The sequence below is a fragment of the Allobosea lathyri genome (assembly GCF_900108245.1).
Lineage (GTDB): Bacteria > Pseudomonadota > Alphaproteobacteria > Rhizobiales > Beijerinckiaceae > Allobosea > Allobosea lathyri.
The window spans coordinates 66,577-89,688 of sequence record NZ_FNUY01000008.1 but is presented as its reverse complement, the minus strand read 5'-3'; the positions used below and the strand labels follow the sequence as shown (position 1 = coordinate 89,688).

Here is a 23,112-nt window from a genome sequence, read left to right as displayed (position 1 = left end):
GTTCAATCCTTGTAGGGGTCGAATTCGCTCGCGCCCGCCATGATCACGCCGCGCGGGCGCAACTCGTGGACGATCTCGATCGTGCCGGCGTGAGCCGCGAGCACATCGGGCAGTCGACGATAGGCTTGCGGCGCCTCATCGAGATCCGCACCGATCAACGTCACGCCCCGCTCTCTGATCCAGGCCTGCCACTCGTCACGGCCGATGCGTCCTTCGGTCAGCTGCTCGCCTGTCTTGCGGTTGTATTTGCCGCGCGCCGCGGTGCGAGACATGACGCGCCCGGCGCCGTGCACGGTGGAGTAGAGCGTCTGCGCCGACAGCGGCGTATCGACCCCGCGCAGGATGACTGCGTTGTCGCCCATGGAGCCGCCGACGAAGCCATACTGCCCCGGGAAGGCCGGCGTGGCGCCCTTGCGCACCACCCACATGTCGACGCCGCCGTGCGTCTCACGCCAGGCGAAATTGTGGTGGTTATGGACTTCGAACGTGACATCGCCTCCTACGACGGAGCGGACCTTCTCCACCACCCAGTCGCGTCCAGCGTAGGCGTACAGCCCGCCGAGTTCGATGCCAGCCAGGTAACCCCGGCCGAGATCGCTTCCGGCCTCCAGCAGGGCCGGCGGCGAGACCATGTCGTCCTTGGCGCCGGCAGCGGTCAGATACTTCGTCGTGATCTTGTGGCCGAGGCCGCGCGAACCGAAGTGGACGCCGATCCAGGTTGATCCGTCGGCGCAGTCCTCGAATATGTCGACATAGTGGTTGCCGGAACCGACTGTCCCGAGCTGCGAACGCCCGAGCTCCTTCAAGTGCGCCACATCGGCGGCGTTCCAGAGCTCGCTGTCGAAGAGATCGTGGTCGACGCGCTCATCGTTCACACGACCGACGCCGAAGCTGATGACCCTTGAGATATCCTGCAGGATCGTGCCGATGCGTGGGGCGATCTCGGTGTAAGGCACGTCCAGGCGGATGGCCTTGTTGCCGCAGGCAATGTCGAAGCCGACACCGCTGATCGAGATGTGGTCGGTGTATCCGACGACCCCGCCGATCGGGTGATTGTAGCCGAGATGGCCGTCGGCACAGAGCACGCCAGCGACGGCGCTGCCGGTGGACATGCAGGTCTCGAATTGCGCCAGCGTGTTATCGTCATGCTGACCGAAGATGAGGCTCATAGGGGTCTCCTTGTGTTGGCGGTTGGATCAGTCGAAAACGTTGGTCTCGACTATGGACGGTTCGGTGTCGAAGAGCGGCGGGTCCGGCTCGGGCCACTGGTTGAGCGGGACGCGCAGTCCGGCGCAGCCTGAGCGCCAGTCACAACCCGGTATGCAGGCATGGCCGGTGTTCGGGCATTCGTGCCGCTCGGGGAAGGCCTGTTCGATCGCCTCCGCAGCGGTCTCGCCCTTGAACGTGAAGGTGTCCCCGCCAGGCGTGATCAGCTCCAGCGTCACCAGCCCGCCCGGCTCCAGGCCGTAGAGGTTCACGATCAGATCGGGGTTGGACGCGCGGATATCGTCGAAGGTCACGACTTAGCACCACAACGTTTGAAAAATTCAGCAACGGCATACGTTGTGTCTTCAAACTGCGCAGCAAGCGGCGCATGCGCCTTTCTCGGACCGAGGCCTGGCAATTCGATGCGCGCGTGCCAGTGCTTTTTTGCGCGACTTAGCGTGGCGATGGGGAATGCCCACACCCCGGCGAACAGGTCCAACGTCTTTTCGTCCGTCTCTACCCACGTTAGAAATGGGTATTCCGGGTGCGGCCCGTTGACCGTCATTCGAATATGCTCCCCTCAACGGCCGGCGTAGGGGCCGGCTCGCCCGACAGTCCCGAGCGCAGCGTGTCGACGATGACCTCGGCGCGCGGGGCGTTGACGCGGCGGGCGCGCTTGTCGATCTGGCCCAGCAGGTCCAGCGGCATCCGCATGGAGACCTGGCGGGTGCCCTCGGCGTATTTTGTCTTGCGAGCCATGATGTCTCCGTTCTTGTTGCCCTGATCTGTACGGTTTTGTATCCCGTTTGTCAATACAGAATGGACATTCTGGACGATTTTGTATAATGGTCCCTTTCCACGCGAAAGGGCGAGAAAATGCGAATAGAATGGCGCGATGTGCTGGACTGGGAGGGTTTCTACCAAGTCAGCCGGTGCGGACGTGTTCGTTCCGTCGATCGCGTCTGTCACGTCGTTAATCGTTTCGGCGACGACGAAGCGCGACACCTACAAGGCAAGCAGTTGAAGGCGAGTACGGGGGTGAATGGCTACCGAATGGTGAGCTTCACCCGCCCCGGCGTCCGCGTGAGCAGGACAGTCCACAGCCTCGTGGCCTCCGCTTGGTTGGGTCCTTGCCCGCTTGGCCATGAGATTTGCCACCGCGACGGCCGACGCGACAACAACGCCGCAGAAAATCTGCGCTACGGCACACGATCAAGCAACGCGCTTGACCGCCACCATCACGGCACAATGAACCAAGCACACGGAGAGGATCACTATTTCAGAAAACTCACCGAAGCTGACGTCAAGTGGTTGCGAAGCCAGCGCGGGCGTGCGTCGCAGAGAGCTCTCGCGGACACGCTCGGCGTGTCACACGGAACCGTCGGTTGCGTCTTGCGCGGGGTGAGTTGGCGTCACGTCCAGTAAAAGTCAGTCCTTGCGATAGCGCTTCGCGCGGAAGCCGCCAGCGTTCAACGGCAAGCCATCGGCCCACCCCGGCGCCTTGCAGATCAGGCGCTCGAACTCCCGTAGGTCGCCGTACCCAAGCGGGATCTCGGCGAACATCTCGTCATAGACGTGGCCAATGATCGGGTAGCCGGCGGCTTCCGCCGCGAACATGCCGTTGACCAGGATATCGCGCGCCACGGCCTGCGTGTCGTTCTCGGCGAAGATACCGCCGTGCAGATGCTCGCGCTGCATGCGTCGCCCGGCCTTGTCGAGCCCGAGCGCCGAGATCGACGGCGATGTCGCGCCCTGGATCTCAACCTTGCCGACCAGCGCCAACCCTTCGGCCTGTTCGCGGTCCATAACCTCGGCTTCGGACCACGTTCCATCCGCCAGCTTGACCTTGGCCCACACCTGATCGCGCAGCTTCGGTGACGCATAGGCCAGGCACCGCCCCGACGGCAGGCGGCACCACAGATAACCGTTCGCTACGATGTAGGAGAACTTCAGGGCCTCGGTCACGACGCCGGGGTTCCGGATCGCCTCGCGCACCGCTTCCTCGCGCGCGCGCCAGCCGTTGGCGATGGCCGGGTTCGTCGCACGCCAGCCGACCTTGATCAGTTCGCAGGCGATCCAGGCGTTGCGCGACAGCTCGTCGGTGCGGCTGCGACCACGCTTCAGCTCGTTTTCGTAACGCTTGGCCGCCTTCTCGCGCCGTTCCTCGCTGGCGGTTTCCCACACCGGGGCGAACAGCGGTTCCAGGTCGACATTGTAGTTGCGCGACATGGAGTAGAAGGCCGGCACACCGCCCTGGAAGCCAAGGGCGAGCTCCGACACCTTGCCCACCGCTTGGCGGGCCCAGTGCTTCTTCGTGACGACCTCGATCGGCAGGTTCAGGATGCCGGCAGCGGTGCGGCGATACATATCGGGCAGCGTGTCGTCGGCGAAGATCTCGTGCATGGCCTGGACTTTCCAGTCCTCGCCGGACGTCCACGCGATCACGCAGCCTTCGATCGAGCTGTAGTCCGCCTGCATCAGTTCGTGGCCCGGTGCGGCCCACAGGAAGCCCCTGATCGCGTCGGAGATCAGGTCGAGGGGACGGCCAAGCTTCGGCCCGTACAACGCGCGCAGCCATTCCGGGTCCTCGGTCTGGAAGGCTTCGAACAAGGCCGCCGCGTCGAGATGCGCGTCTTCGAAGGCCTTCCGGGGGCGCGGCAGGTTGGCGAAGTTGACGCCGACCGACTGGAAACGGCCGGTCGAGGCCTTGTGATAGATGAAGGAATGTCGGACCCGGCCGTCCTCGTCGGCCCGGTTCAGCATGGCCTGCAGCTTCGACACTGATGTCTTGGCCGCTTCCTGTCGTAGCTCCAGCGCCTCGCGCACATCGGCGGGCAGGTCGATCAGGGACAGCAGGTCGAGGATATCGGCCTTGCCGGCGGTCGCCATGTCGACGCCGCGCGACTGCGCCCATTCCAGGAGCTTCGCCGGTTCGGAGCATTTTCCGACACGCCCGCCCGTGACCCGCTTCATCTCGCGATCGAGGAACGCCTTGGTCTTCTCGGCGAGCCGCAGCGCGGCGCGCGCCGAGCGGCGATCGATCCGGATACCCCGATCATTGATGGTCTGGTCGAGCGTGTAGACGGCCTGCTCATAGTCGGAGAGCGACACCATGCGCGTGTCGGCCTCGGCCTCCGTCAACACGTCGCCGTCGCAATAATCGTGGAACTGCTCGAACTCGGCGGGGAACTCGTGCGGCTCGTTGAATGCGACGATATCGTCAGGCTCGCCCTTGCGGGGCCGGCGCGGAACGGAGAACTTCTGGATCAGCGATTTGCCGACCTTGTCCTTCTTCACGTCGAGGTTCAGGGCGTCGCCCAGGAACTCCAGCGCGCGGGGAAGGCCGAGAGCTGCGGCGGCCGCAGCGGTGCAGCGAAACTGGCGCGTCCGGACAGCTGGCCAGCCGTAGCGCGGCGTCAGGATCATCTGCCACAGCAGACGCTCGAACGCGGCGTTGTGGGCGCTGATCATGCCACCGGCAGCGACGTGAGCCACGATATCGGCGGGGCAAGGCTCACCGGGGCGCCAGCGCCGCACCGGCCCGCCATTGATCCGGTACGAGCCCATCAAGGGAACGGTCGTTGGCGAGGCCATGTAGACGTGCAGGCCGCGCGTCTTCAGGTCGACGGTGCTGCGCGTCTCGAAATCGATCTCCAGCCCGCTCATTTGTGGGCCCGTTTCCGCTTGAGGGCCTTCCAGGGGAGACGTTCCGGCACGACTGCGACGCCGGCAGGCTTCAGCGCCCGCACGCTCTTCGCCTCTGGCGAGACCGTGACGACACGGTCCCCGTCCATGATCAGGTAGAGATTGCCGACCTTGCCGTTGCGGGCTTTGACGTCCGCGAAGGGCTGCGCCAGGTCGGCGAGCTCCTGCCGGAACGCCTCGGTATCGAGACCGTGGTGACGCTCCAGCCAGCGGACCAGGGCGTGATCGGTGACGCGCACGCTCACCATGGCCAGATGCTCCAGATGAAGAGCCCGATGAGCACCCACAGGGCCATCGAGAGCGGGAGGGCGAACAGCAAACCGCGAAGGAGGTTCATGCGCAGTCCGCCTGGTTCATGGAGACGGGAACGACGCTCCATTCCTCGTGCGGGATCGCGCCGCGCCCGAAGAGCGCCGCAGCGGCTTCGGAGCCGAATTTCTCGGCGTCGATGAGATGGTTGGTCCAGACATATGGCCGCCAGCCACCGGCGCCGATCTCGGGCGGGATGGCCGCGTTGTTCCAGCCGAGCATTCGGCCCTTCTCGAAAACGATGACGTAAGCGGGCTCGATCATAGGAAGACGTCCTGAATGGAGGGAGCGACTATGGACTTTAGGGTGTGACGCGGACCTTCACGCCCGCCTCGCGGAACATGGTCCGAGCCGCATCGAACTCTTCCTCGGGCATGGACGTTGAACCCATCCCCGCCACCACACCGACGACGCCGGCCTGGATCAGCGTCCGGGCACAAGCCGCGCAGGGGAAGTGTGTGACGTAGACGACGCAATCCTTGGTCCTGATGCCCTCACGGGCCGCGAACGCGATCAGGTTGGCCTCTGCGTGGCTGGCGAAGAGGTATTTGCGGGGGTGCTCCAGCCGGTCGGGCGTGTCCTTCACGCCCTTCGGCGGGCCGTTGTAGGCGGTCAACCGGACCTCCCGATCGGGCCCGACAAGGACGGCGCCTACCTGCGTGCTGTCCTTGGATTTGGTGGCGGCATGCTGTGCGAAGCCGAAGAGATATTCAGGCCAGTTCATGACGGCTTTCCTTTGCGGGTCTTCGGCCGTTTCCAGTATTTCCGCTTTGACCTGTGGTGCTCGATCCCGCGCCGGATCGCCTCGGGCGTCCGGTCGAACATCTGCGCCAGCGCGGCGATGCCGAACGCCCCGCCCGGATAGCGCGTCACCAACCGCGACCAGACGGCACGACGGGCTTTCCCCGCCATGCGGAGCCGGGAGCGGCCGACGATGTCTTCCGGCTCGACGCGGAAGCGTGCGGCCATCAGGGCGATCTCGTGTTGCAGCCTGGCGTTCACTTGCAGCCCCATTCCTCGTAGACGGTGTCGAGAGGCCGGCCGGAGATGGCGGCTTCGGTGCGGGCGGCAGCGCGAGTGTGTTCCCGCTTCTTGATCTGCCGCCGCTCTTCGATCGATTTGGCGTGCCACCGCCGCTTCTCCATCGCGGCTCGGGACGCCCGATGCTTCTCGACAACCCACGGGGCGATCCGGCTCTCGTAGGTCGTGAAGCGTCCGCCGCAGGCCGTGCACTCCCGGCGGCGACGGATGGTGTCAAAGGCGCTCGCCCGGCTGTCCGTGACCTGCGTCTCGGCTCCGCACTTGCACCTCATGAGACGATCGGACGCCCGAGATTGTCGGTGCTGTGCGCGGCGTCGGTTTCTTCCCAAGAGACGTTCGGGTTGGACGTGCCGGGCATCTTCAGGAGGCGCACAAAGCCCGCGCCGTACCCGGCGAAGAGCATCTGGCCGCGCTTGTAGACCTTGGCCTGTCGGAAGACGCCACCGCTCCGGAGGATCACGGCCTTGTCTTCAATCTGGTGAAAGTAGTCCATCAGTCGAACACGCTTTCTGATGATGTTGACGTGGGGGTGCGCTGCCCGGTCAGGGCTTCCAGCAGCGCAGCGACGGGATCGGATTGGATGGCGACGCGGAAGCCTTCGCTCCCGCGCGCCTTGACGTTGGCCTGCCAACCATCAGCCGTCCTGAAGAGCGAGACGGACATTAGGCCGGCGTCGATGGCGCTGAGCAGGGCCGGGTCGATCACCCGAAGACCCCGACGGCCTGCAGGTAGAGATCGAGGATCGCCTCTTCCTCGGCGCGCTCATTGGCGTCGCGCTTGCGGATGGCGATGACCTTCCGGAGGATCTTGACGTCGTAGCCGTTGCCTTTGGCCTCGGCGTAGACCTCCTTGACGTCGTCGGAGATCGTCTTCTTCTCTTCCTCCAGGCGCTCGATGCGCTCGACGATGCTCTTCAACTGGTCGCCCGCGACAGGATCACCGCTGTTGTCGCCGGCAGTGGCGCGGGGGTTTTCAGCGCTCGCCATAGGTGCGCTCCTTCCACGCCTTGACGTCAGCCGGTTGGCCAGCCGCCACCCATGCGGTGATCTGCTCGCGCGTCAGATCGGCCGTGTAGCCCAGCACCGAACGGACGCCGCTGGTCGTCGTGAGCGCGACGAGCAACAGGACGATCAGGTCGATCACCCACGAGCCGCCGAACCACTGCTTGGAAAAGCCGAAGGCGGCGACGATCACGATCCAGAAGGCGACGAAGCGGAGCCAACGTGCGGTCTTTGACCCGGGCATCTGCGTGGATATGGTCTTGGTATCGGGCATGGAAATTCTCCTGATTGGCGGTTCCGACACGCCGGATTGTCCGGCGTGTCGGTCGTGATTATGGACGTTCCGGATAAATTAGCCGAAAAGGCCTGACGCGCCAGCCCCGCCCTGCGTCGCAGCAGGCGCAGCGCCGGTGTCCTCGACGGTCTCCAGCCACTTCTCCGGATCGCCGCCCGAGCCGCCCAGGCTCTCGCCGTCGGCCTTCTTGTAGAAAGACTGGATGCCGCACGAGATGCCGTCGCCGTTCTGCGGGTGGTTCCAGGCGAAGAAGTTGATCGCCCCGAAGCCGTAGCAGCCGGAATACACTTCCTTCTCCGTGGCCGGGATCACCGCCGTGTGCGAGGCCGACACGACCGGAGGACGATCGGCATTGGCCTGCGTGCGGATGAAGAACACCTCCGGGCCCATGCCACCGTGCAGATCGCCGGTCTTCTTGTTGCGGGCTTCCTTGCCGTCTCCCGGCAGGAACGGAGACTTGATCAGGCCAGCTTTGGCCTTCTCCAGCCCCTTGTCGCCCCACTGCTCGACGATCACCGCCGCAACGATGTCCTGCAGCGACACCAGGGCGCCGCGATAGGAGATCGTCTTCGCGGTCATGGCGGATTTCGGGAAGATCAGCGTGGAGCCGAACTTCAGCTTGGCGCCGGGTTCGGTGCTGCCGGCGCGGGCCTTGAAGAGGCCGTTCGCGAAGGACAGGCGGCAATCGGGGGATTTGAAATCGTCGGATCGTGCAAAGGCCATGGTCAGGTACTTTCGGTTTCGAGGAACTGTTCGGCTTTCGACTTGACTGCCGGACGGGTGGACTTGGTCGTGGAGGCGAGATTGGTTCCCGTTACCGGGCGCATCCACATGTTCGAGATCTTGTCCTTGCGCTTCGCGCCAAGAACCTTCTCGATCTGCGCGACCGAACGAACTTTCCGGTCGTAGATTTCGTCGTCGGTCAGGCCGGCGACGGTTTTCAGGTCGGCGATGATCTTCGCCTCGTCAGCCGCCCATTTGCGGTTGCCGATCTTCTCGACGAGCTGATAGCCGGGGATCGTCGCGCCATGCTCGGCCATGGTGTGGGCGTGGGCACGGACGGCCTTGATCCAGTTCTCTATCATCTCCAGCAGGTCGAGCGTCTGGCCCAGTTTCTCCGGCGACATCTCGCCGGGCGCATTGGCAATGCGCGGCTGCTCCAGGTCGTCCAGCCACACCGCAGCTGCGTCGAGGGCCTTCTTGCGCAGCGCAGGGCAGAACCCCTCCGCAGGGCAAAACGAGCATTTCCCGGGCTTCAGCCACTTCTCGGCCCATTCGTCGAACAGGACCGTGTTGCCGCCGAGCGCGTCGTACTCGTCGCAGGCCTGCTTGGACTGGCCCATCTTGGCCAGCAATTCGGCCGTCCATTCGATCAGTTCGGCGACGTGGAAGGTCTCCGACCTGATGCGCCCATCCTTGTGCGGCGCTCGGGGCTGGACGATCGTCACCGTGATCGTTTCGACGTCCAGGCCGGGATTGGCCAGCATGGCGCCCAGCGCATAGGTCCGCAGCTGCTTGTTCTCGGAGACGTCGACCACGCCCATGCCGTTCTTGAGATCGACGATCTCCAGGTGCCGGGTCGGCGGTGTGTAAAGCACCGCGTCACCCGTACCGCCGGCATCGAAGGGCGTGTCCAATTCGGCCAGCGAAAATCGCTGTTCGACCTGGACGATCTTGTCGTCCTGCAGCAGGAGCTCGTCGGCGAGGCGATAGGCCACGCCCCGAACATAGTTGACGTACTCGGCCGCCGAGTTGACCTCGTCCTCGCCGATCTCGATCTCGCGTTCCTTGGTCTTTTCGACCGTATCGAGGAAGGCCGCCGGATCGGCGCCGGTGCGCAGGCAGCGCTCGGCGATCTGGTGAACCGCCGTGCCTGTGGCTGCGTGGATGCTCTCTTTCTGCGGCGGGGCCGCACGGGAGAGCGCGAGGGCGCCGGAGCAGTGCCAATTCCGAGCCGTGGAACTGGCCGCCCAGGTGGCGTGGTCGCGGGCGCCGTGGTCAACCATCGACCTTGGCCTTTTCGTCGATGAACAGCGCGCAGCTCACCCACTGGCCCGCGGCGAAGACGGCGACGAGCTCGCTTTCCAGGTAGAAGGTCAGCTCTCCTTCGGACTTGACCATCTGCGTGGACGGGATCTTGTGCGTGATGCCCGTGGTCTCGCGCACCAGGTAGTTTTTGATCGGCTTCTTTTCAGCGGCCATGTCACTTGCCCCCGCGCTTGAAGACGTCCTTCGACTTCATCTCGGCGATGCCGGCGATGGCCTTCGCGTAGCCGTCGGCGGGGACCTGCGAGAGCTTCGACACCTCGGCGCCGAACAGCTTCCCGAAGACGACCGCGACGTCCTCCATGGTGTGCGGCATCTTCGCGTGGTCGGCGTTCTGGCCGTCCGCGAAGAGGGCGTAATCCAGCATCGCGGCAACGAGATCTTGCTTCGTGGCGGCAGGCGTAGCCTCCGTCTTGGCCGGCTCGTCGCTGACGTTGCTCAGCCCGTTCTCCAGCACGAACTGCACGGCGCTGATGGCCTTCGGCAGTTCCTCGTCGGTCAGCTCGCCGACGCCCTTGCCGATCAGGCCGGGGAGCTTCGCAGCAACGGCCATGCCGTGCTTGCGCTGGACATCGCCCATCAGGCGCCGGAGATCGTCCAGCGTCGGAGCGCCGGAGGTGCGCGCCGCAGCGCTTTCGGCGGCTTCGTCAGCTGCGTCTTGCGCGACTATGGACGGATCGACCCGCTCTTCACCCGACGAAATGTTCAGCGCCGGAGGAATGTGGGTGGTGATGTTGGCGTCGTCGACTGCGTCAGCGGCTTCATCCTCGGCGATCTCGGCCTTGGTGCGGCGGGCCTTGCCCGGCGACGGCTGGCCGCGTTCCCGCTTGGCGATGGCCTGCTGGACGGACGGCTCGTCGAGGACGCTCGGAGCAATGCCGACAGCGGCGCGCTCTTCATCGGTCGCGGAACGGACGCCGAAGGTGCCGTCGAGCACGCCCTGCTGCCGGTCGGTGGGTTGGTCGACGGTCGTGTCAGCGCCGGAAGGCATTGCCCGGTTCGACGGGAAAGGCTCGGTATTCGGCACCAACGTTGACACCGGCGCGAAAGGCATCCCCAAGAAGAGTGCCATCTGTTGCCGGGCTTCAGCGCCAGTCTCTGTCAAAATCTCGATCTTGAATGTCATTCTGTGACTTTCCTTATTGTGGTCCATAACCTCATCAGCGACGCCTGGACCGCTTCGTCGACTGAACCTTCCAACGTGCAGACCTTCACGATCGCGTTTCGGGCCTGACTGAAATTTGTGATCCGCAGAGACATCTGCGACATGGATTTCGGGGAGAAGACCGTCTCGACGAACCAGAGCTCGGCCGCCGCAGACAGGTCGATGGCCTCGCCGGCAGCGTCGATCTGGCCCAGGAATACCCGGGGCCCGTCCGACTGGCTGAAGGCCGCCACGCTGGCGCCGCGGACCTGATCGGGCGTCGATCCGTCGATCCCGACGACGCCGAACCCGGCCAGCCCCTCCTTCAGGATCGCGCCGACACTCTTGTGCCAGTAGGCCAGAACGATCTTGTCGAGCCCGCAGGCAAATTCATCTTTCAGCGCTTCGACAACGGCGCGCGCCTTGATCTCGCCGGTGATGCGGCGCAGCGGCCCGAGATGCAGATCGAGCGCCTTGGTCTCCCCTGCCCTCGCAGCCTCCAGGATGGCCTGCCGGTCGCCGTCGCCCTCGGCTTCGCGCAACTCCCGATCGGTCACGATCAGAGGCATGAAGCCGTAGGACGGTGGCCGGATGCCGACATCGGCCTGTGTCCGCCGAAGCGAGAAACCGCCGAACCTGGCCTTGAACTCGTCCTCGTTCTTGCCGCCTATCACGACCGGGATACGGTTGAAGCGCGACAGCGTCTTCATCTTCACGATGCAGTAGCGGTGCAGGAAATCACCCCGAACGGTGACGTCCGGCCAGGCGCGGGACGGATCGGCCGCCAGCAGCTCCGGCGCCAATGCCCGCAGCCGAGGATAGCCGTCAGACAGATCGTGCGGGTACGGCGTGCCCGTGAGCGGCCAGACGACCGCGCAGCGTGCCGCGATGCTCGTTGCGTTCATGATCGTGACGCCGTCGCGATCGGGCGTCCCGTAGACGGCCTGTGTCCGCTTGGCGTCGAAATTCTTGGCGTAGTGGTCCTCGTCGGCGATCAGCAGGTCCCACTCGAACCCGAGCAGCGCAGCGCGCACCTTCGGGTCGGAGACAGATGGCCAGCCCACGACGGCGACGAGGTTTCCGTCATGCCCGGGTTTGACCCGAGCAACTGTTTTCGGCGTGACGATGTGGATCGGACGATCGAAGACCGACCAGTCGGAGAAGCCCCGCTTCCAGACGGCACGGCCCGAGGCCGTGGTTATAACGAGGATCTTGCGGGCGACGATCAGGTCCGAGCCGATGATCGCCGCGCCCGTTTTCCCAACGCGCGGCATATCGGCCAACATCGCCGCCCGACGTGAAGCGAGGAACCTCGCCCCTGATATTTGCGTCGGAAGCGGCGTATGTTTCATTGGCACCTAGCCCGGCAGGAACAACAGTTTCGGCGTGTTCGGATATGTACGTTTTGTATGTCGCGACTATGGACTAGACGGACATATTGTCAAGCTGTGATTTGCCGAAGCGACGGCTCGACGTACTCGTAGATGTCCAGTTGGCAGTTCTTGGCGAGGGCCAGTTCGGCGCTGACGCCGAGCGATTTATGCCAACCCGGCAGAAGGACGATTGCGTCGGCCTTGCTGCAGATGAAGGCGCTGTATTCAGCGAAAGCGACGCGTAGCGGAAACGTAGGATGCGTGGTCCGGCAATAGTCGAACTCGGCGGGGTTGTAGACCTGGTGGCCCTGTGCGCGAAGCTCAGCGGCGACGCGGCGGAAGAGCGGGTAGTTGCTCTCGGGGTAGCCCTTCATCGGGCCGCTCAAGTAGATCGTTTTCACTCGAAAACACCTTCGCCTGTGTCGGGAGACACCGTAATCACGGTGCGGGGGCGGTCGCTGTAGCGCTTGCGGCAGCGGCCGTCGGTGATCTGTGCATCGTCGGTCCAGACGATCAGGTTGAGCGCATCCGTGAGCTTGCCGCCATTGTCCCAGTCGGGCTTCACGGTCGGCTTCAACTCGCCGGTACGGGCGGCCTCCTGCTTCTTCTTGGGCCAGCTCGGCGGGATGGCCATGTGCATCCAGACATCCAGCTTGAGCGGGCCCTGGAGCAACGGCCGCCCGGCCATCACGGTCTGCGCCGCCAGCGAGAGGCGGTCTTCAAAGCGAACCGTGCGGTCGGGCGTATAGGAGTGGCCGAGCTGAGCGCGCTTCACGCGCTCCTTACCGCGGGGCGCCCCCGCGAGCTCGATCGTAATCACGAGCGGGCGACAGCCGGCATTGGAGGCCGGATCTCAACAAGCATCGATTGGCACCGGGCCCGGAGGCGAGGCCACTCGACGTGCATTTCCATGCACTCCAATTCCTCGATAAGTTCGATTTTGTCCGGCGCACCGTCGTGTCCGCGGGCCTCACGGGCCAAACCCCAAAACATCTTCGCAAAGGCTTCTTTATCGGAAAGTCCACTCATATTACTGCGGAGCCCTTAGATAAGGAGAAACGGAAATCGGAGTTCCTTTTTCCAGCTCAAGCAGAGCTAAAAGAATGGGGAACCACTCGCCTGGAATGCTCTCTCGCCTAAACCACTTGTAGACGGCCTCATCTTTCGGAGGCTCGTACCCGAACGCTCTGACGAACGCTGTCAGGACTATAGGGCTAACGAACTTATCAATTAGGAATTTTTTCGCGTCAAACACTTTTGTAACCTAGCTGTGGACGGCGATCAGTCCGACCACAAAGACAGATTGTCCGCCCATAGTCAAGACAAAACGTACGTTCCGGACGGACAATCTGTCCTTGACGGTGGACATTTTGTCCTGTAGGAACCGACATGTATGAAACAGCGTAGGAGGATCGTAGATGGCTTCAAGGAACAGGAACCACATGGTCGAGGATGCTACAGACGGCGGCCCGCCGTCAGACGCTAAGTATCTGTCTCGTCAACAGTTCGGGCAACGATTAGAGACATTCTTAGCTAAGAAGGGCTGGCGTCAGGCCCAACTGGCACGCGAAGCTGGCCTGCCCAAGGACAGCATCTCTACCTATATTCGCGGCGTCACGATGCCCACGCACCATAGTCTTCTGAAGCTGTGCGCTGCACTCGGCGTCACGCAGGACGAACTGCTGCCGAACCTCTCTATCAATGCGATCGCAGACGACTTCCCGGAGTTCGATCTGAAGGTTTCTCCCGCCAATCCGGACAAGGCCTGGTTGCGCGTCAATCGGCTGGTGTCGTTTTCGGTTGGCGTGAAAGTGGCCGAATTGCTTCAGCGCGACGGCAAGCCCGTCGCTGACGATGATGCTGACCGAGGCTGAAGTCGCGATCGAGCTGCGCTGCTCCCGCTCCAAGGTGAAGCGGCTGCGGCTCTCCGGCATGCTGGCCTACCTGCCCGGTCGTCCCGTGCTGATCGATGAACGCGATCTCGAAACGTACAAGGAGGCGATCAAATGCCCGGTCCAACCCTCAAGCGAAGCCCCGAAGGCGTCTATCATATCCATTGGTCCGACGCCGGCCGAAGCAAGCGCATCTCAACGCGCACGAGAGATCTGGCTGCTGCGAAGAGCTTCCTCGGCACGTGGCTCCTGATGGAGCGTGAGGCACCGCAGGGCAAAGCTGCCCTGTCGGTGTCCGACTGCTGGACGGTCTACAAGAAGCAGCACGTCGAAAAGAAGGTGATGTCGGCCACCGCCGGCTATTGCTGGAAGGCCCTGGAGCCGCATTTTGGCGCGCTCATGGCGTCCACAGTCGCGCAAGACGCAGTGGACGATTACGTGAAAAAGAGGACAACCGGCAAGCTCGGGCGCAAGGTCAAGAAGCAGACTTGCCGGCGCGAACTCGTGCAGCTGATCGCGGCGCTCAACCACAACAGGATCGAGCTTGACGTCGACCTGCCCGAAGATGGCCAACCGCGCGATCGTTGGCTTAAGGCGCCGGAGATCAAGGCGCTCATGGAAGCCGCGCAGGTCTACCGAGGCGAGGACGGCAAGCTGTCGCGCGCTGAGCGGTTCCTGTGGCTGGCCCTGGAGACGGCCGGGCGCCGGGCGGCGATCCTTGAGCTCACGTGGGACCGGGTCGATTTCGAGACCGGCGTCATCCACCTGGCCGTTCCCGGGCGCCGGGTAACGAAGAAGCGTCGCGCCAGCGTGCCGATGTCTGCGCCACTATGCCGCATGCTGGAGCGAGCCGAGATGGAGCGCACGGGCAAGAAATTGGGCTCCGATCGCGTCGTCGGCGGGGTCGTGGCGAACAAGATGGTGACGGCGGTCGCGCTGAAGGCCAAGCTCGCGGACGTCACGCCGAACGTGCTGCGCCACACGGCGGCCACCAACATGGCCCGTCGGGGCGTGCCGCTCTGGCTCATCGCCAAGGTGCTCGGCAACTCGGTCGCGATGGTCGAGCGGGTCTACGCCAAGCACTCCCCTGCCGATCTGCAAGAGGCGGTCGGAATGATCTCAAACGGACAACTGGAGGCCGCAGAATGATGAGCTATGTGCTGTTCAAGAAGCATGTCCTGGAAGCCTTCGACGGCGAGAACGTCACTGTCGAGGTCACTCGTCGCGAGGGCTGTTGGGGCGTCTACGTGAAAGGGTTTGACGGTGAACTCGGCGCCTACGATACGACCACTGCCGTGAAATCACCCAACCGGGAGGCTGTCCGCGCGTTCTGTCTCGGGCTCTATAAATCGATGCTGGAGAGCTTCCAGGAGGCCGAGAACGAGCGCGCTGAGAGCCGGGCATAATGCCCGGATCGGGCCGTCCATTTTGTCCGCAGAAACCAACTATGACCTACGGCCTCTCGCGGATAGCCCACATTCGCCGCATTCCAGCGTCCGTTTCGTCCCCCAACGAAACGGATTTCTCCCTTCACACGGGAGTGGTCACAGGTTCGATCCCTGTGTCGCCCACCATTTCCTCCCGACATTTTGAGCATAGACCGTGCATATCTGTGCATGATCTCGCGCGGCAGGGGGAACTTGCGGGAACGCGTCGCTCTGGCGTTGCCCGATTGGCCCCGCCGCGATCAAGACAACCCGTAGCAAGAGCAAAGGCGTGTCATGAACAACGACCGAACCCGGAGGCCCAGCGATCCCCGCAAGAACGCTGAAGCGCTGTTCAAGCCCGCTCCTCCGAAAGCGCCGCCTGCCGCCGAGGCCCGCCCGACAATTCCCGGAGCGCGAGAAACAGTCTCGTTGCGGATCGACAGCGATGTACTGGAGTATTTCCAGAGCAGCGGACCTGGCTGGCAGGACCGAATCAACGACGCGCTTCGCAAAGCGGCCGGCAAGAGCTGATCAGACCGGGCGGGGTGTGACGACAGCCCGACTTCGACCTCCGAGTCATGCGCGGTTTGCGCGCCACGACCTTCTTCTCAGCGCCACGACTCTCTTCTTGGCATCATGGCTTTCTTCTTGGAGTCACGACTTGCTTCTTGGCATCACGGCTTTCGACGCCATGGGTTGCCAAGCATTGAGCCACTCCCGATCAGACAGGAGTGGCGAATCGTCATGCAGAACCACAAGGGCCGCGCGAATCAGTCCGCGCGCCCCTCGTGCTCTCGCGATTACGCGGGGACCTTGGCCTTGGGCGTCCGCTTGGCCTTTACCGGCTTGGCCGGCTCGACAGGCTCGGGCGCCTTAACGGATTTGCGACCAAGCCCGGCCGCCTTCGCCAGGGCCGAACGGGCCTCGGAATAGGCCGGCGCGACCATCGGATAATCGGCGGGCAAGCCCCATTTCGTGCGGTACTGCTCGGGCGTCAGGCCATATTTGTTGCCGAGATGACGCTTCAGCGATTTGAACGACTTGCCGTCCTCCAGGCAGATGATCGCCTCCGGGGTCACCGACTTCCGGATCGAGACGGCGGGAACCAGCGGCGCCGCCGGCGGCGGGGCTGCTTCGGCGCCCAGGCCGCCAAGCGCAGCGTGGGTGCTTTCGATGAGACCGGCGAGATCAGCGCGCGGGACATTGTTGTGGGCCACATAAGCCGCGACGATCATCGCCGACAGACCGAGGAGCTCTTCGTTGTTGTTCTCAGACATTCGCGTTCCCGGATTTGAGACACTCAGAAACTGGCCCTGAGCTGTGCGTTTCCACTATAGCGATTTATAGCGCCTCGATGGCTCTTCCTCGAAGCGATCACCGATCACGATTTCGCGGAGAAGCTTCGACTTGACATTACTATACATGACATCGTTGCCATCGGAAAGTCGAAACACCAAGAACGTATCAATATGGGCTGCACAAGCGGATATCGAGTGCGCTGATCTCCGTCCCGCTTTACGAGTCCGCCAGAACTATGGTGTCTTACAGCCGTGAAAATCTCGTCGTGATCTGAGGCCTCTCTTTTGGCTGACATGCAGGAGACGACTTTGCGCGCGAACCTAAAACTGAAATCAATTTCCATGCTGCTCGCATTTCTGGCGAGCTTTGTTTCGCCCTTGGCCAGCATCAGTTCGGCCGAAGCGCAAGGCCGTTCCGGCTCGCGGGACGTGTCGCGCCAGAACGTCCGGAGCGCGCAGGCGCAGCGGGGACGGCACGCCACACGCCCTCACCGGCCCAACGCCAACCGCCCGCATACACGCCCCCATGCACGCCCCCATGCACGCCCCCATGCACGCCCCCATGCACGGCCCCATGCACGGCCGCACACGCGCCCGAACGTCCACAGGCCGCGTCCGCATGTGCGTCCCCACAGGTCGCACCGCGTGGTGGTCGTTCATCCGCGTCGGCACTGGAATCGCGGTGGCGCCGTTGCGGCCGGTGCGGCTCTGGGGTTCATCGCAGGCGCGGCAGCCGTCTCGCTTGCCGGCAACCCGCCCCGGGCAGGCTATTGCTGGTACTACACCACGCCCCAACGGACGACGGGCTTCTGGGACTGGTGTCCGCGGTGATCTGGGCATAAATCATCGCGATAGGGTCGGGCCGGAAGAGCGCCGTACATGCTGTCTAAGTTCGGCCTCAGCCTTGCGAAGTTTTGGCTCGGCCTCGGCATCAGCCTGATCGTCGCCGTGATCGCCGACATCTGCGGCGCGCATGCCCAGGAAACGCCATCATCGGGCATCGACGCCGCGCTCTGCCGGATGATCGACGATGCGGCAAGAACTCACGGCGTTCCGCCCGCCTTTCTGACTAGGCTGATCTTCCAGGAATCGAGCTTCCGCCCCGGCGTGACCAGCCCCGCGGGGGCGCAGGGGCTGGCGCAGTTCATGCCGGGGACGGCGCGCGAACGCGGCCTCGTCGATCCATTCGATCCCGAACAGGCTGTGCCGAAGGCCGCGCATTTCCTCGCCGAAATGCGAAATCGCTTCGGCAATTGGGGGCTTGCGGCCGCCGGATACAATGGCGGGCCCAATCGTGTCGCCGGCTGGCTCGCGCGGGGAGGAACCGGCGCCCTGCCCTATGAGACGGAGAATTATGTCGTCGCCATCACCGGCGCGACGGCCCAGCAATGGGCGCAGGATGCGAAGGCTGAAGCGAACCGCGATGCGCGCGACCTGCCGCTCATGCGCCGCCCGGCCACGCCCGACAGCGCCTCGGCCTGCGGCACGGTCGTGGCCGCCGTCCGCGCCGGCAGCCGGCCATCCCTGAGCTTCGCTGAAGCGGCCTTCGCCCCATGGGGCGTGCAGCTCGCCGGCAACTTCTCGAAAGGACGCGCACTCGCCTCGTTTCAACGCGCCGCGATCCGGCATCGGGCCATCATCGGCGATCTCCAGCCCATGATCATCGGCACGCGCCTGCGCAGCCGGGGCACGCGCGCCTTTTACCGGGTGCGGTTGCCGGCCGCGACGCGCGCGGCGGCCATCGCGCTGTGCCAGCGGATCCAGAGCCATCAGGGGGCCTGCGTCGTGCTGCGGAGTTGAGGCGGCCCGCTCCATGTTGCAGGCGCGCAACGCAACGCAGCAAAGCCCGCGACCTCTCATCGATGTGATGAGCGCGCGATTGCGCAGGGCACGGCACTCTGACAGGAAATTGAGGAGATGTTGACTTTTCTGCGTCAACTTCGTGCTCCGCGCCGCCCCCCGCCGTCTGTCCGAGGTCCCGATGATCCGCACCATCCGTTTGGCCATGCTCGCTAGCCTTGGCCTGCTCGCCGTCGCGACATCCGCCCGCGCCGAGATCGACCCGCTAACGCGCCAGCCCCTGATGGTCTCCAGCGACCCGTCCAAGGCCCAGGCGACCGCCATTCCGCGCGAGGTCGTCTCGTTCAGCGGCAAGTACAATCCCGGCACGATCGTGATCAACACCACCGAGCGCCGCCTTTATTATGTGATGCCCGATGGCAAGGCCATGCGCTACGGCGTCGGCGTCGGCCGCCCGGGCTTCGACTGGGCGGGTGCGCAGACCATCACCCGCAAGCAGGAATGGCCGACCTGGACGCCCCCCGCCCAGATGCTGCGGCGCCGTCCCGACCTGCCGCGCTTCATGCCCGGCGGCCCGGAAAACCCGATGGGCGCGCGCGCCATGTATCTCGGCTCGACGCTCTATCGCATTCACGGCTCGAACGAGCCTGAGACGATCGGCCAGGCCGTGTCGTCGGGCTGCATTCGCATGCTGAACGAGGATGTGATGGATCTCTACGAGCGCGCCAAGGTCGGCACGCGGGTCGTCGTCGCTCGCTGAGCGGGTCCGATCGAGATTTTGTGATCAAGGCCGGCCTTCGCGCCGGCCTTTTTCATATCGCTGCACTACGCGCGATCAGCGCCGCCGCGCCGGCTCCCGCGAAAGCCCTTTTGCGGCGAGATCGTCGAGATAGGCCTGCAGCTTCGCCTCGCCATGCTCGCCGAGTTCGCGAAGATAGTCCCAGCCATAGATGCCGGTGTCGTGCATGTCGTCGAAGGACAGTTTGACGGCGTAATGCCCGATAGGATCGACGCGGATGATCTCGACCTCGGCCTTGCCGGGAACCGTCGTCTTCTGTGTCGGACTATGGCCCTGGACCTCGGCGGAAGGGCTTTCCACCCGCAGCAATTCCGCCGACAGCGCATAGCTTGCGCCATCCTCGAACGTGACATGCAAGGTCCTGCGATCCTTCGACAGGCGTATCTCGGTCGGCCAGACTGACATGGTTGGCGTGATCCTTTAGCCGGGTGCGACCTCTGTCGCGCTTGACGTTGGCTCAAGCGATGCCAATGTCTCAAGCCTATAGCAACGCAGCCGCTGCGCCGCATCTGCCGGTGCGGTGGATGCAGAGTTTCTCGAGGCCTGGACCAGAGTGCTTCTCGACGACATCAAGCCCCTGACGCGTGCGCCGCTGGTCGATCCGTTCGGCCGCGACATCTCCTATCTGCGGATTTCGGTGACGGATCGCTGCGACTTCCGCTGCGTCTATTGCATGTCCGAGGACATGACCTTCCTGCCGAAACGCGACCTGCTGACGCTCGAGGAGATCGATCGCGTTGCGACTGCCTTCGTCGCGCGCGGGACGCGCAAGCTGCGCCTGACCGGCGGCGAGCCGCTGGTGCGCCGCGACGTCATGAGTCTGTTCCGCTCGCTCTCGCGCCATATCACCTCCGGGGCCCTGGACGAGCTGACCCTGACGACCAACGGCTCGCTGCTGGATCGTTACGCCAGCGAACTCGCCGGATATGGCGTGCGCCGCATCAACGTCTCGCTCGACACGCTGGATCCCGACAAGTTCCGCAAGATCACGCGCTGGGGCGATCTCGACAAGGTGCTTGGTGGCATCGAGGCGGCGCGCAAGGCCGGCATCCGCGTCAAGATCAATGCCGTCGCCCTGAAAGGCGTCAACGAGGACGAGATCGAGGATCTGATGGTCTGGGCCCACGGCCTCGGCATGGACCTGACCCTGATCGAAGTCATGCCGATGGGCGAGATCGAGCCCGGCCGGATAGACCAGTTCCTGCCGCTGTCGATCGTGCGGGCACGGCTGATGGACAAATATTCGCTAGTCGACGACCCCTACCGCACCGGCGGGCCGGCGCGTTACGTCCGCGTCAAGGAGACCGGCGGACTCGTCGGCTTCATCACGCCGATGACGCATAATTTCTGCGAGAGCTGCAACCGCGTCCGTCTGACCTGCACCGGCACGCTCTATATGTGCCTGGGTCAGGAGGACGCCGCCGATCTGCGCGCTGCCATACGCGCCTCGAGCGACGACGCCCTGCTCCACCGCGCCATGGAAGAGGCGATCTCTCGCAAGCCCAAAGGCCATGATTTCGTCATCGACCGGCGCCGCTCGCGGCCGGCAGTCGGGCGCCATATGAGCGTGACCGGCGGCTGAAAACCGCCCTCCGCCACGGCCTCCCCGCGCGGAAGGTGCGTGGACAGGCTGCTGCGCGGCTTGACGAACCCACTGAATGGGTTAACGTTTTGCGATCTGTTGCTGATGCGAGCGTTCGATGGTCGAAGGCATAATACTTCGATTTAAATCGACAACAGGGGCCATTTTCCGCCTGGCGCAGGAAACATGCGCGGCAAGACTGGCCGGCATGATCAGGAAACTCTGGCCCGATCTGTCACTCCTCGCGATTCTCGTTTTCATCCTGCTGGTCAGCTGTTTCATTTTGGCCGGCCTTACTGCACGCAATGTCTTTGAAACTCTGTCTCCTTCTTCAAGCAGCGGTATCGTTGCCGTCGTCGTGGCCGTCATCGTCGCCGTCCTGGCAGCCGTATTCATCCTAGAACTCTGTGCCGCCAGCGCGGTCGCCGGCATGAATACGGCACTGCAACTGGCTTCAGACGCAGGCCGCCATCACATGCATGCGCTGCTGACGCTCGCGAGCGCGGTCGCAGTCCTTGTTGCCGCGCTTGCACTGTCGACGGGCGAGGATATGTCGATCCTCGGCGTGGCCGCAGGCGCCTTCGCCGCAACCGGGCTCTGCGCTCTGACGATCTGGTTCCAGCGGGTCTATCGCAGCCCATCCTATCCCGGTTTTCGCGACTTCCGGGTCGATGTCGTGGATGCGCGCCAGTTCCTGATGCGAGCCTCCCATGGCGAATGAGCCCGGAGCGTCCGGCGGAACCACCATGTCTGTGATACCTCCGATATCGGCCCATCATCTCGCTGAAACGGTGCAGGCTGGCCGTCACGGGGCCAGCGATGCGCTGGACAACCAGCCGGCGGCTCATTCCGTGCTGCTGTCGCAGACCGAGCAGACGCTGCTGGCTCGAGTCCGCGAACTTTTCACATCGATCCGGCAGGAGGCGGCGGCGACGCTGGGCACGCTCCATGGCGAGATCACCCGCAAACGCGAGATCCTGAGCCAGGAGCGGTTCGAGAGCCGCATCCGGTCGATCGAGGCGACGATGCGGACCATGCTGAACAAGCATGGCGGCGAACTCGAACAGAAGGTCTATGACGCGCTCAAGGCCAAGCGCGAATACGCGTTCTTCAGCTATACGAACAAGCGAACGGCCGATCCCAAGCTCGACAAGTGGCAATTCCTCCTGTTCTTCCTCGTCGCGCCGCTGGTGATTGAGAGCCTGCTCAACGGCACGTTCTTCGCCGAGGCCAGCGATTTCGGTCTGGTCGGCGGCGCCGCGACGGCCGTGATCATTTCGGCGCTCAACATCTCGCTAGGCTTCATCATGGGGTTGGGGCCGGCGCGCTATTGCCAGCATGTGCGAAGTTCGCACCTGTTATGGGCCTTGCCGGCCTATGTCGGGATGATCGTGCTGATCGTGTTGTTCAACCTCGCGGTGGGCCATTATCGCGAGATGCTGATCGCCAATCCCGATGCGCGCTCGATCCAGGTCGTGCCGCGCATGCTGGAAAACCCGCTCGCCGTCTACGAATTCAAATCGCTTGCGCTGGTGATCATCGGCTGCATCGTCGCCTTCGTCGCGGCCTCGAAGGGATATTCGGCCTTCGGCAGCTATCCCGGCCATGCCACCGCCTATAAGCGCTGGCGGCAACGCTGGAGCGCCGTCGAGGAGGAGCGTCGCAAGCTCGACACCGATCTCCTGCCGGAACTCGAGGTGATCCGCTCGCAGATCAACAGCTTCCGGGAAGACTGCCAATATGAGATCGGCCGGCTCCAGGCGTCGAAGATCGCAGCCGACCAGGCCCGGAACTTCTTCGTCTCGAGGGTCGCACAATTGCGCTCGGCCAAGGATGCCGCGCTGATGCAGTATCGCGAGGCCAATCTGAAGGTGCGGACCGATGTGCCGCCCGCCTATTTTTCGCAGTCCCTCAATCTGGCCGAGATCGATCAGCCGGCGGAACTCGCCGAGTACATCGCGATCAGAAGGCTGATCGAGGATTTCGAATTGCAGCTGGGGAACATGCCGGCACTGGTCGAGGCCAAGCTGAGAGAGCAGCTCCTTCTGGTACGCGGCGTCAATCTTGCCAGCGAGATCGAGCTGTTGAAGACGCGCGCGGCCGAGGCCGGGCGGGATGCGTTCGAGCGGGATGAGAACGCCCGCAAGGCAGCCGACGCGGAATTCGCCGCGATACCCCGTTGAGCGGCCACAAA

The 23,112-nt window shown here is 63.9% G+C and carries 33 protein-coding genes and 1 pseudogene; 11 read left to right on the top strand and 23 right to left on the bottom strand.

All coding sequences use genetic code 11. From position 1 onward, the window contains the following. Positions 1-2 precede the first annotated feature (2 nt). Genes C4S73_RS18795 through C4S73_RS28695 form a run of 4 tightly spaced genes read right to left on the bottom strand, consistent with a single transcriptional unit; the run spans position 3 to position 2,211 of the window. Entirely contained in the window at positions 3-1,169 is a 1,167-nt protein-coding gene (locus C4S73_RS18795) for an RtcB family protein (RefSeq protein ID WP_103874067.1), read from the bottom strand. A gap of 27 nt (positions 1,170-1,196) precedes the next feature. Continuing rightward, the gene (locus C4S73_RS18790; RefSeq protein ID WP_103874066.1) at positions 1,197-1,520 is read right to left on the bottom strand and encodes a hypothetical protein; all 324 of its coding nucleotides are present in this window, start codon (positions 1,518-1,520) and stop codon (positions 1,197-1,199) included. Then, positions 1,517-1,771: a hypothetical protein gene (locus tag C4S73_RS27970; protein ID WP_146071417.1), complete on the bottom strand. Its 255-nt coding sequence runs from the start codon at positions 1,769-1,771 to the stop codon at positions 1,517-1,519. Before C4S73_RS27970 ends, C4S73_RS18790 begins: the two co-directional genes overlap by 4 nt. Further along, positions 1,768-2,211, bottom strand: a complete 444-nt coding sequence (locus tag C4S73_RS28695) for a hypothetical protein (protein WP_244595671.1) — start codon at positions 2,209-2,211, stop codon at positions 1,768-1,770. The genes C4S73_RS27970 and C4S73_RS28695 overlap by 4 nt, the downstream gene beginning before the upstream one ends. Here C4S73_RS28695 and C4S73_RS29085 point away from each other — a divergent pair. After that, a complete protein-coding gene (locus C4S73_RS29085; protein ID WP_425290357.1) occupies positions 2,104-2,631 on the top strand; it encodes an NUMOD4 motif-containing HNH endonuclease in 528 nt (175 codons plus the stop codon). The genes C4S73_RS28695 and C4S73_RS29085 overlap by 108 nt on opposite strands. 3 nt (positions 2,632-2,634) lie before the next feature. Here the strand turns inward: C4S73_RS29085 and C4S73_RS18775 are convergent, their stop codons facing one another. The 17 genes from C4S73_RS18775 to C4S73_RS18695 all read right to left on the bottom strand — a co-directional run bounded on the left by C4S73_RS18775 (position 2,635) and on the right by C4S73_RS18695 (position 12,940). Further along, complete coding sequence (locus C4S73_RS18775; protein WP_103874063.1) at positions 2,635-4,872, bottom strand: DNA polymerase; 2,238 nt, start codon at positions 4,870-4,872, stop codon at positions 2,635-2,637. Next, positions 4,869-5,159, bottom strand: a complete 291-nt coding sequence (locus tag C4S73_RS18770; RefSeq protein ID WP_103874062.1) for a hypothetical protein — start codon at positions 5,157-5,159, stop codon at positions 4,869-4,871. The genes C4S73_RS18775 and C4S73_RS18770 overlap by 4 nt, the downstream gene beginning before the upstream one ends. 85 nt (positions 5,160-5,244) lie before the next feature. Continuing rightward, the gene (locus tag C4S73_RS18765) at positions 5,245-5,484 is read right to left on the bottom strand and encodes a hypothetical protein (protein WP_103874061.1); all 240 of its coding nucleotides are present in this window, start codon (positions 5,482-5,484) and stop codon (positions 5,245-5,247) included. 37 nt (positions 5,485-5,521) lie between these two features. Beyond that, positions 5,522-5,944, bottom strand: coding sequence for a deoxycytidylate deaminase (locus C4S73_RS18760; RefSeq protein ID WP_103874060.1), 423 nt, complete (start codon positions 5,942-5,944; stop codon positions 5,522-5,524). Further along, on the bottom strand, positions 5,941-6,189 hold the full coding sequence (locus tag C4S73_RS18755; protein WP_146071416.1) for a hypothetical protein: 249 nt from the start codon (positions 6,187-6,189) through the stop codon (positions 5,941-5,943). The genes C4S73_RS18760 and C4S73_RS18755 overlap by 4 nt, the downstream gene beginning before the upstream one ends. A 29-nt stretch (positions 6,190-6,218) precedes the next feature. Beyond that, a complete protein-coding gene (locus C4S73_RS28690; protein WP_244595670.1) occupies positions 6,219-6,533 on the bottom strand; it encodes an NrdR family transcriptional regulator in 315 nt (104 codons plus the stop codon). Then, positions 6,530-6,754: a hypothetical protein gene (locus tag C4S73_RS18745; RefSeq protein WP_103874058.1), complete on the bottom strand. Its 225-nt coding sequence runs from the start codon at positions 6,752-6,754 to the stop codon at positions 6,530-6,532. The genes C4S73_RS28690 and C4S73_RS18745 overlap by 4 nt, the downstream gene beginning before the upstream one ends. Next, positions 6,754-6,966, bottom strand: coding sequence for a hypothetical protein (locus tag C4S73_RS18740; protein WP_103874057.1), 213 nt, complete (start codon positions 6,964-6,966; stop codon positions 6,754-6,756). The genes C4S73_RS18745 and C4S73_RS18740 overlap by 1 nt, the downstream gene beginning before the upstream one ends. Then, the gene (locus tag C4S73_RS18735; RefSeq protein WP_103874056.1) at positions 6,963-7,247 is read right to left on the bottom strand and encodes a DUF2312 domain-containing protein; all 285 of its coding nucleotides are present in this window, start codon (positions 7,245-7,247) and stop codon (positions 6,963-6,965) included. Before C4S73_RS18735 ends, C4S73_RS18740 begins: the two co-directional genes overlap by 4 nt. Continuing rightward, positions 7,234-7,536 (bottom strand): hypothetical protein, encoded by a 303-nt coding sequence (locus tag C4S73_RS18730; RefSeq protein ID WP_103874055.1) that lies wholly within the window; start codon positions 7,534-7,536, stop codon positions 7,234-7,236. Before C4S73_RS18730 ends, C4S73_RS18735 begins: the two co-directional genes overlap by 14 nt. A gap of 78 nt (positions 7,537-7,614) precedes the next feature. Beyond that, positions 7,615-8,280 carry an ssDNA-binding protein gene (locus tag C4S73_RS18725; RefSeq protein ID WP_103874054.1) on the bottom strand — a complete coding sequence of 222 codons (666 nt, stop codon included), beginning with the start codon at positions 8,278-8,280 and terminating at the stop codon, positions 7,615-7,617. A 2-nt stretch (positions 8,281-8,282) separates the two neighbouring features. Further along, complete coding sequence (locus C4S73_RS18720) at positions 8,283-9,563, bottom strand: DUF2800 domain-containing protein (protein ID WP_103874053.1); 1,281 nt, start codon at positions 9,561-9,563, stop codon at positions 8,283-8,285. Further along, positions 9,556-9,759, bottom strand: a complete 204-nt coding sequence (locus C4S73_RS18715) for a hypothetical protein (RefSeq protein WP_103874052.1) — start codon at positions 9,757-9,759, stop codon at positions 9,556-9,558. Before C4S73_RS18715 ends, C4S73_RS18720 begins: the two co-directional genes overlap by 8 nt. A 1-nt stretch (position 9,760) precedes the next feature. Further along, a complete protein-coding gene (locus C4S73_RS18710) occupies positions 9,761-10,594 on the bottom strand; it encodes a hypothetical protein (RefSeq protein ID WP_146071415.1) in 834 nt (277 codons plus the stop codon). Between the two features lie 131 nt (positions 10,595-10,725). Next, positions 10,726-12,021, bottom strand: a complete 1,296-nt coding sequence (locus C4S73_RS18705) for a DEAD/DEAH box helicase (protein WP_146071414.1) — start codon at positions 12,019-12,021, stop codon at positions 10,726-10,728. A gap of 167 nt (positions 12,022-12,188) precedes the next feature. Beyond that, complete coding sequence (locus tag C4S73_RS18700) at positions 12,189-12,521, bottom strand: DUF4406 domain-containing protein (protein WP_146071413.1); 333 nt, start codon at positions 12,519-12,521, stop codon at positions 12,189-12,191. Next, positions 12,518-12,940 carry a RusA family crossover junction endodeoxyribonuclease gene (locus C4S73_RS18695; RefSeq protein ID WP_103874048.1) on the bottom strand — a complete coding sequence of 141 codons (423 nt, stop codon included), beginning with the start codon at positions 12,938-12,940 and terminating at the stop codon, positions 12,518-12,520. The genes C4S73_RS18700 and C4S73_RS18695 overlap by 4 nt, the downstream gene beginning before the upstream one ends. Positions 12,941-13,562: 622 nt before the next feature. Between C4S73_RS18695 and C4S73_RS18680 the strand changes: the two genes are divergently transcribed. From C4S73_RS18680 to C4S73_RS18660, 4 genes are all read left to right on the top strand, one after another. Next, the gene (locus tag C4S73_RS18680; RefSeq protein WP_160115832.1) at positions 13,563-13,994 is read left to right on the top strand and encodes a helix-turn-helix domain-containing protein; all 432 of its coding nucleotides are present in this window, start codon (positions 13,563-13,565) and stop codon (positions 13,992-13,994) included. Between the two features lie 132 nt (positions 13,995-14,126). After that, positions 14,127-15,161 (top strand): site-specific integrase, encoded by a 1,035-nt coding sequence (locus tag C4S73_RS18670; RefSeq protein WP_146071412.1) that lies wholly within the window; start codon positions 14,127-14,129, stop codon positions 15,159-15,161. After that, positions 15,158-15,418 (top strand): hypothetical protein, encoded by a 261-nt coding sequence (locus C4S73_RS18665; protein WP_103874042.1) that lies wholly within the window; start codon positions 15,158-15,160, stop codon positions 15,416-15,418. Before C4S73_RS18670 ends, C4S73_RS18665 begins: the two co-directional genes overlap by 4 nt. A gap of 315 nt (positions 15,419-15,733) precedes the next feature. Next, positions 15,734-15,970: a BrnA antitoxin family protein gene (locus C4S73_RS18660; protein WP_103874041.1), complete on the top strand. Its 237-nt coding sequence runs from the start codon at positions 15,734-15,736 to the stop codon at positions 15,968-15,970. A gap of 269 nt (positions 15,971-16,239) precedes the next feature. Here the strand turns inward: C4S73_RS18660 and C4S73_RS18655 are convergent, their stop codons facing one another. Further along, positions 16,240-16,716 carry a Ros/MucR family transcriptional regulator gene (locus C4S73_RS18655; protein ID WP_103874040.1) on the bottom strand — a complete coding sequence of 159 codons (477 nt, stop codon included), beginning with the start codon at positions 16,714-16,716 and terminating at the stop codon, positions 16,240-16,242. 633 nt (positions 16,717-17,349) lie between these two features. On the opposite strand from C4S73_RS18655, the pseudogene C4S73_RS18650 reads away from it, so the two are divergent. The 3 genes and pseudogenes from C4S73_RS18650 to C4S73_RS18640 form a co-directional block, all read left to right on the top strand. Next, positions 17,350-17,568, top strand: a pseudogene (locus C4S73_RS18650) (hypothetical protein); the annotation flags it as partial. Positions 17,569-17,616: 48 nt separating this feature from the next. After that, positions 17,617-18,537: a lytic transglycosylase domain-containing protein gene (locus C4S73_RS18645; protein WP_103874039.1), complete on the top strand. Its 921-nt coding sequence runs from the start codon at positions 17,617-17,619 to the stop codon at positions 18,535-18,537. 181 nt (positions 18,538-18,718) lie between these two features. Next, positions 18,719-19,297 carry a L,D-transpeptidase gene (locus C4S73_RS18640; protein ID WP_103874252.1) on the top strand — a complete coding sequence of 193 codons (579 nt, stop codon included), beginning with the start codon at positions 18,719-18,721 and terminating at the stop codon, positions 19,295-19,297. Positions 19,298-19,372: 75 nt separating this feature from the next. Here C4S73_RS18640 and C4S73_RS18635 read toward each other — a convergent pair whose 3' ends face one another. Beyond that, complete coding sequence (locus C4S73_RS18635) at positions 19,373-19,741, bottom strand: gamma-butyrobetaine hydroxylase family protein (RefSeq protein WP_103874038.1); 369 nt, start codon at positions 19,739-19,741, stop codon at positions 19,373-19,375. A gap of 148 nt (positions 19,742-19,889) precedes the next feature. On the opposite strand from C4S73_RS18635, the gene moaA reads away from it, so the two are divergent. The 3 genes from moaA to C4S73_RS18620 all read left to right on the top strand — a co-directional run bounded on the left by moaA (position 19,890) and on the right by C4S73_RS18620 (position 23,101). Continuing rightward, positions 19,890-20,918 (top strand): GTP 3',8-cyclase MoaA, encoded by a 1,029-nt coding sequence (gene moaA / locus C4S73_RS18630; protein ID WP_244595669.1) that lies wholly within the window; start codon positions 19,890-19,892, stop codon positions 20,916-20,918. Between the two features lie 208 nt (positions 20,919-21,126). Further along, positions 21,127-21,639, top strand: a complete 513-nt coding sequence (locus tag C4S73_RS18625) for a hypothetical protein (protein ID WP_103874037.1) — start codon at positions 21,127-21,129, stop codon at positions 21,637-21,639. A gap of 25 nt (positions 21,640-21,664) precedes the next feature. Continuing rightward, positions 21,665-23,101, top strand: a complete 1,437-nt coding sequence (locus C4S73_RS18620; RefSeq protein ID WP_103874036.1) for a hypothetical protein — start codon at positions 21,665-21,667, stop codon at positions 23,099-23,101. The last annotated feature ends 11 nt before the right edge of the window (positions 23,102-23,112 follow it).

Bases quoted from the DNA above. Each gene is read 5' to 3' on its own strand.
- C4S73_RS18795 (WP_103874067.1), bottom strand. From the start codon at position 1,169: ATGAGCCTCATCTTCGGTCAGCATGACGATAACACGCTGGCGCAATTC.
- C4S73_RS27970 (WP_146071417.1), bottom strand. From the start codon at position 1,771: ATGACGGTCAACGGGCCGCACCCGGAATACCCATTTCTAACGTGGGTA.
- C4S73_RS18775 (WP_103874063.1), bottom strand. From the start codon at position 4,872: ATGAGCGGGCTGGAGATCGATTTCGAGACGCGCAGCACCGTCGACCTG.
- C4S73_RS18770 (WP_103874062.1), bottom strand. From the start codon at position 5,159: ATGGTGAGCGTGCGCGTCACCGATCACGCCCTGGTCCGCTGGCTGGAG.
- C4S73_RS18765 (WP_103874061.1), bottom strand. From the start codon at position 5,484: ATGATCGAGCCCGCTTACGTCATCGTTTTCGAGAAGGGCCGAATGCTC.
- C4S73_RS18760 (WP_103874060.1), bottom strand. From the start codon at position 5,944: ATGAACTGGCCTGAATATCTCTTCGGCTTCGCACAGCATGCCGCCACC.
- C4S73_RS18755 (WP_146071416.1), bottom strand. From the start codon at position 6,189: ATGGCCGCACGCTTCCGCGTCGAGCCGGAAGACATCGTCGGCCGCTCC.
- C4S73_RS28690 (WP_244595670.1), bottom strand. From the start codon at position 6,533: ATGAGGTGCAAGTGCGGAGCCGAGACGCAGGTCACGGACAGCCGGGCG.
- C4S73_RS18745 (WP_103874058.1), bottom strand. From the start codon at position 6,754: ATGGACTACTTTCACCAGATTGAAGACAAGGCCGTGATCCTCCGGAGC.
- C4S73_RS18735 (WP_103874056.1), bottom strand. From the start codon at position 7,247: ATGGCGAGCGCTGAAAACCCCCGCGCCACTGCCGGCGACAACAGCGGT.
- C4S73_RS18730 (WP_103874055.1), bottom strand. From the start codon at position 7,536: ATGCCCGATACCAAGACCATATCCACGCAGATGCCCGGGTCAAAGACC.
- C4S73_RS18725 (WP_103874054.1), bottom strand. From the start codon at position 8,280: ATGGCCTTTGCACGATCCGACGATTTCAAATCCCCCGATTGCCGCCTG.
- C4S73_RS18720 (WP_103874053.1), bottom strand. From the start codon at position 9,563: ATGGTTGACCACGGCGCCCGCGACCACGCCACCTGGGCGGCCAGTTCC.
- C4S73_RS18715 (WP_103874052.1), bottom strand. From the start codon at position 9,759: ATGGCCGCTGAAAAGAAGCCGATCAAAAACTACCTGGTGCGCGAGACC.
- C4S73_RS18710 (WP_146071415.1), bottom strand. From the start codon at position 10,594: ATGCCTTCCGGCGCTGACACGACCGTCGACCAACCCACCGACCGGCAG.
- C4S73_RS18705 (WP_146071414.1), bottom strand. From the start codon at position 12,021: ATGCCGCGCGTTGGGAAAACGGGCGCGGCGATCATCGGCTCGGACCTG.
- C4S73_RS18680 (WP_160115832.1), top strand. From the start codon at position 13,563: ATGGTCGAGGATGCTACAGACGGCGGCCCGCCGTCAGACGCTAAGTAT.
- C4S73_RS18670 (WP_146071412.1), top strand. From the start codon at position 14,127: ATGCCCGGTCCAACCCTCAAGCGAAGCCCCGAAGGCGTCTATCATATC.
- C4S73_RS18665 (WP_103874042.1), top strand. From the start codon at position 15,158: ATGATGAGCTATGTGCTGTTCAAGAAGCATGTCCTGGAAGCCTTCGAC.
- C4S73_RS18660 (WP_103874041.1), top strand. From the start codon at position 15,734: ATGAACAACGACCGAACCCGGAGGCCCAGCGATCCCCGCAAGAACGCT.
- C4S73_RS18655 (WP_103874040.1), bottom strand. From the start codon at position 16,716: ATGTCTGAGAACAACAACGAAGAGCTCCTCGGTCTGTCGGCGATGATC.
- C4S73_RS18645 (WP_103874039.1), top strand. From the start codon at position 17,617: ATGCTGTCTAAGTTCGGCCTCAGCCTTGCGAAGTTTTGGCTCGGCCTC.
- C4S73_RS18640 (WP_103874252.1), top strand. From the start codon at position 18,719: ATGATCCGCACCATCCGTTTGGCCATGCTCGCTAGCCTTGGCCTGCTC.
- C4S73_RS18635 (WP_103874038.1), bottom strand. From the start codon at position 19,741: ATGTCAGTCTGGCCGACCGAGATACGCCTGTCGAAGGATCGCAGGACC.
- C4S73_RS18625 (WP_103874037.1), top strand. From the start codon at position 21,127: ATGATCAGGAAACTCTGGCCCGATCTGTCACTCCTCGCGATTCTCGTT.
- C4S73_RS18620 (WP_103874036.1), top strand. From the start codon at position 21,665: ATGTCTGTGATACCTCCGATATCGGCCCATCATCTCGCTGAAACGGTG.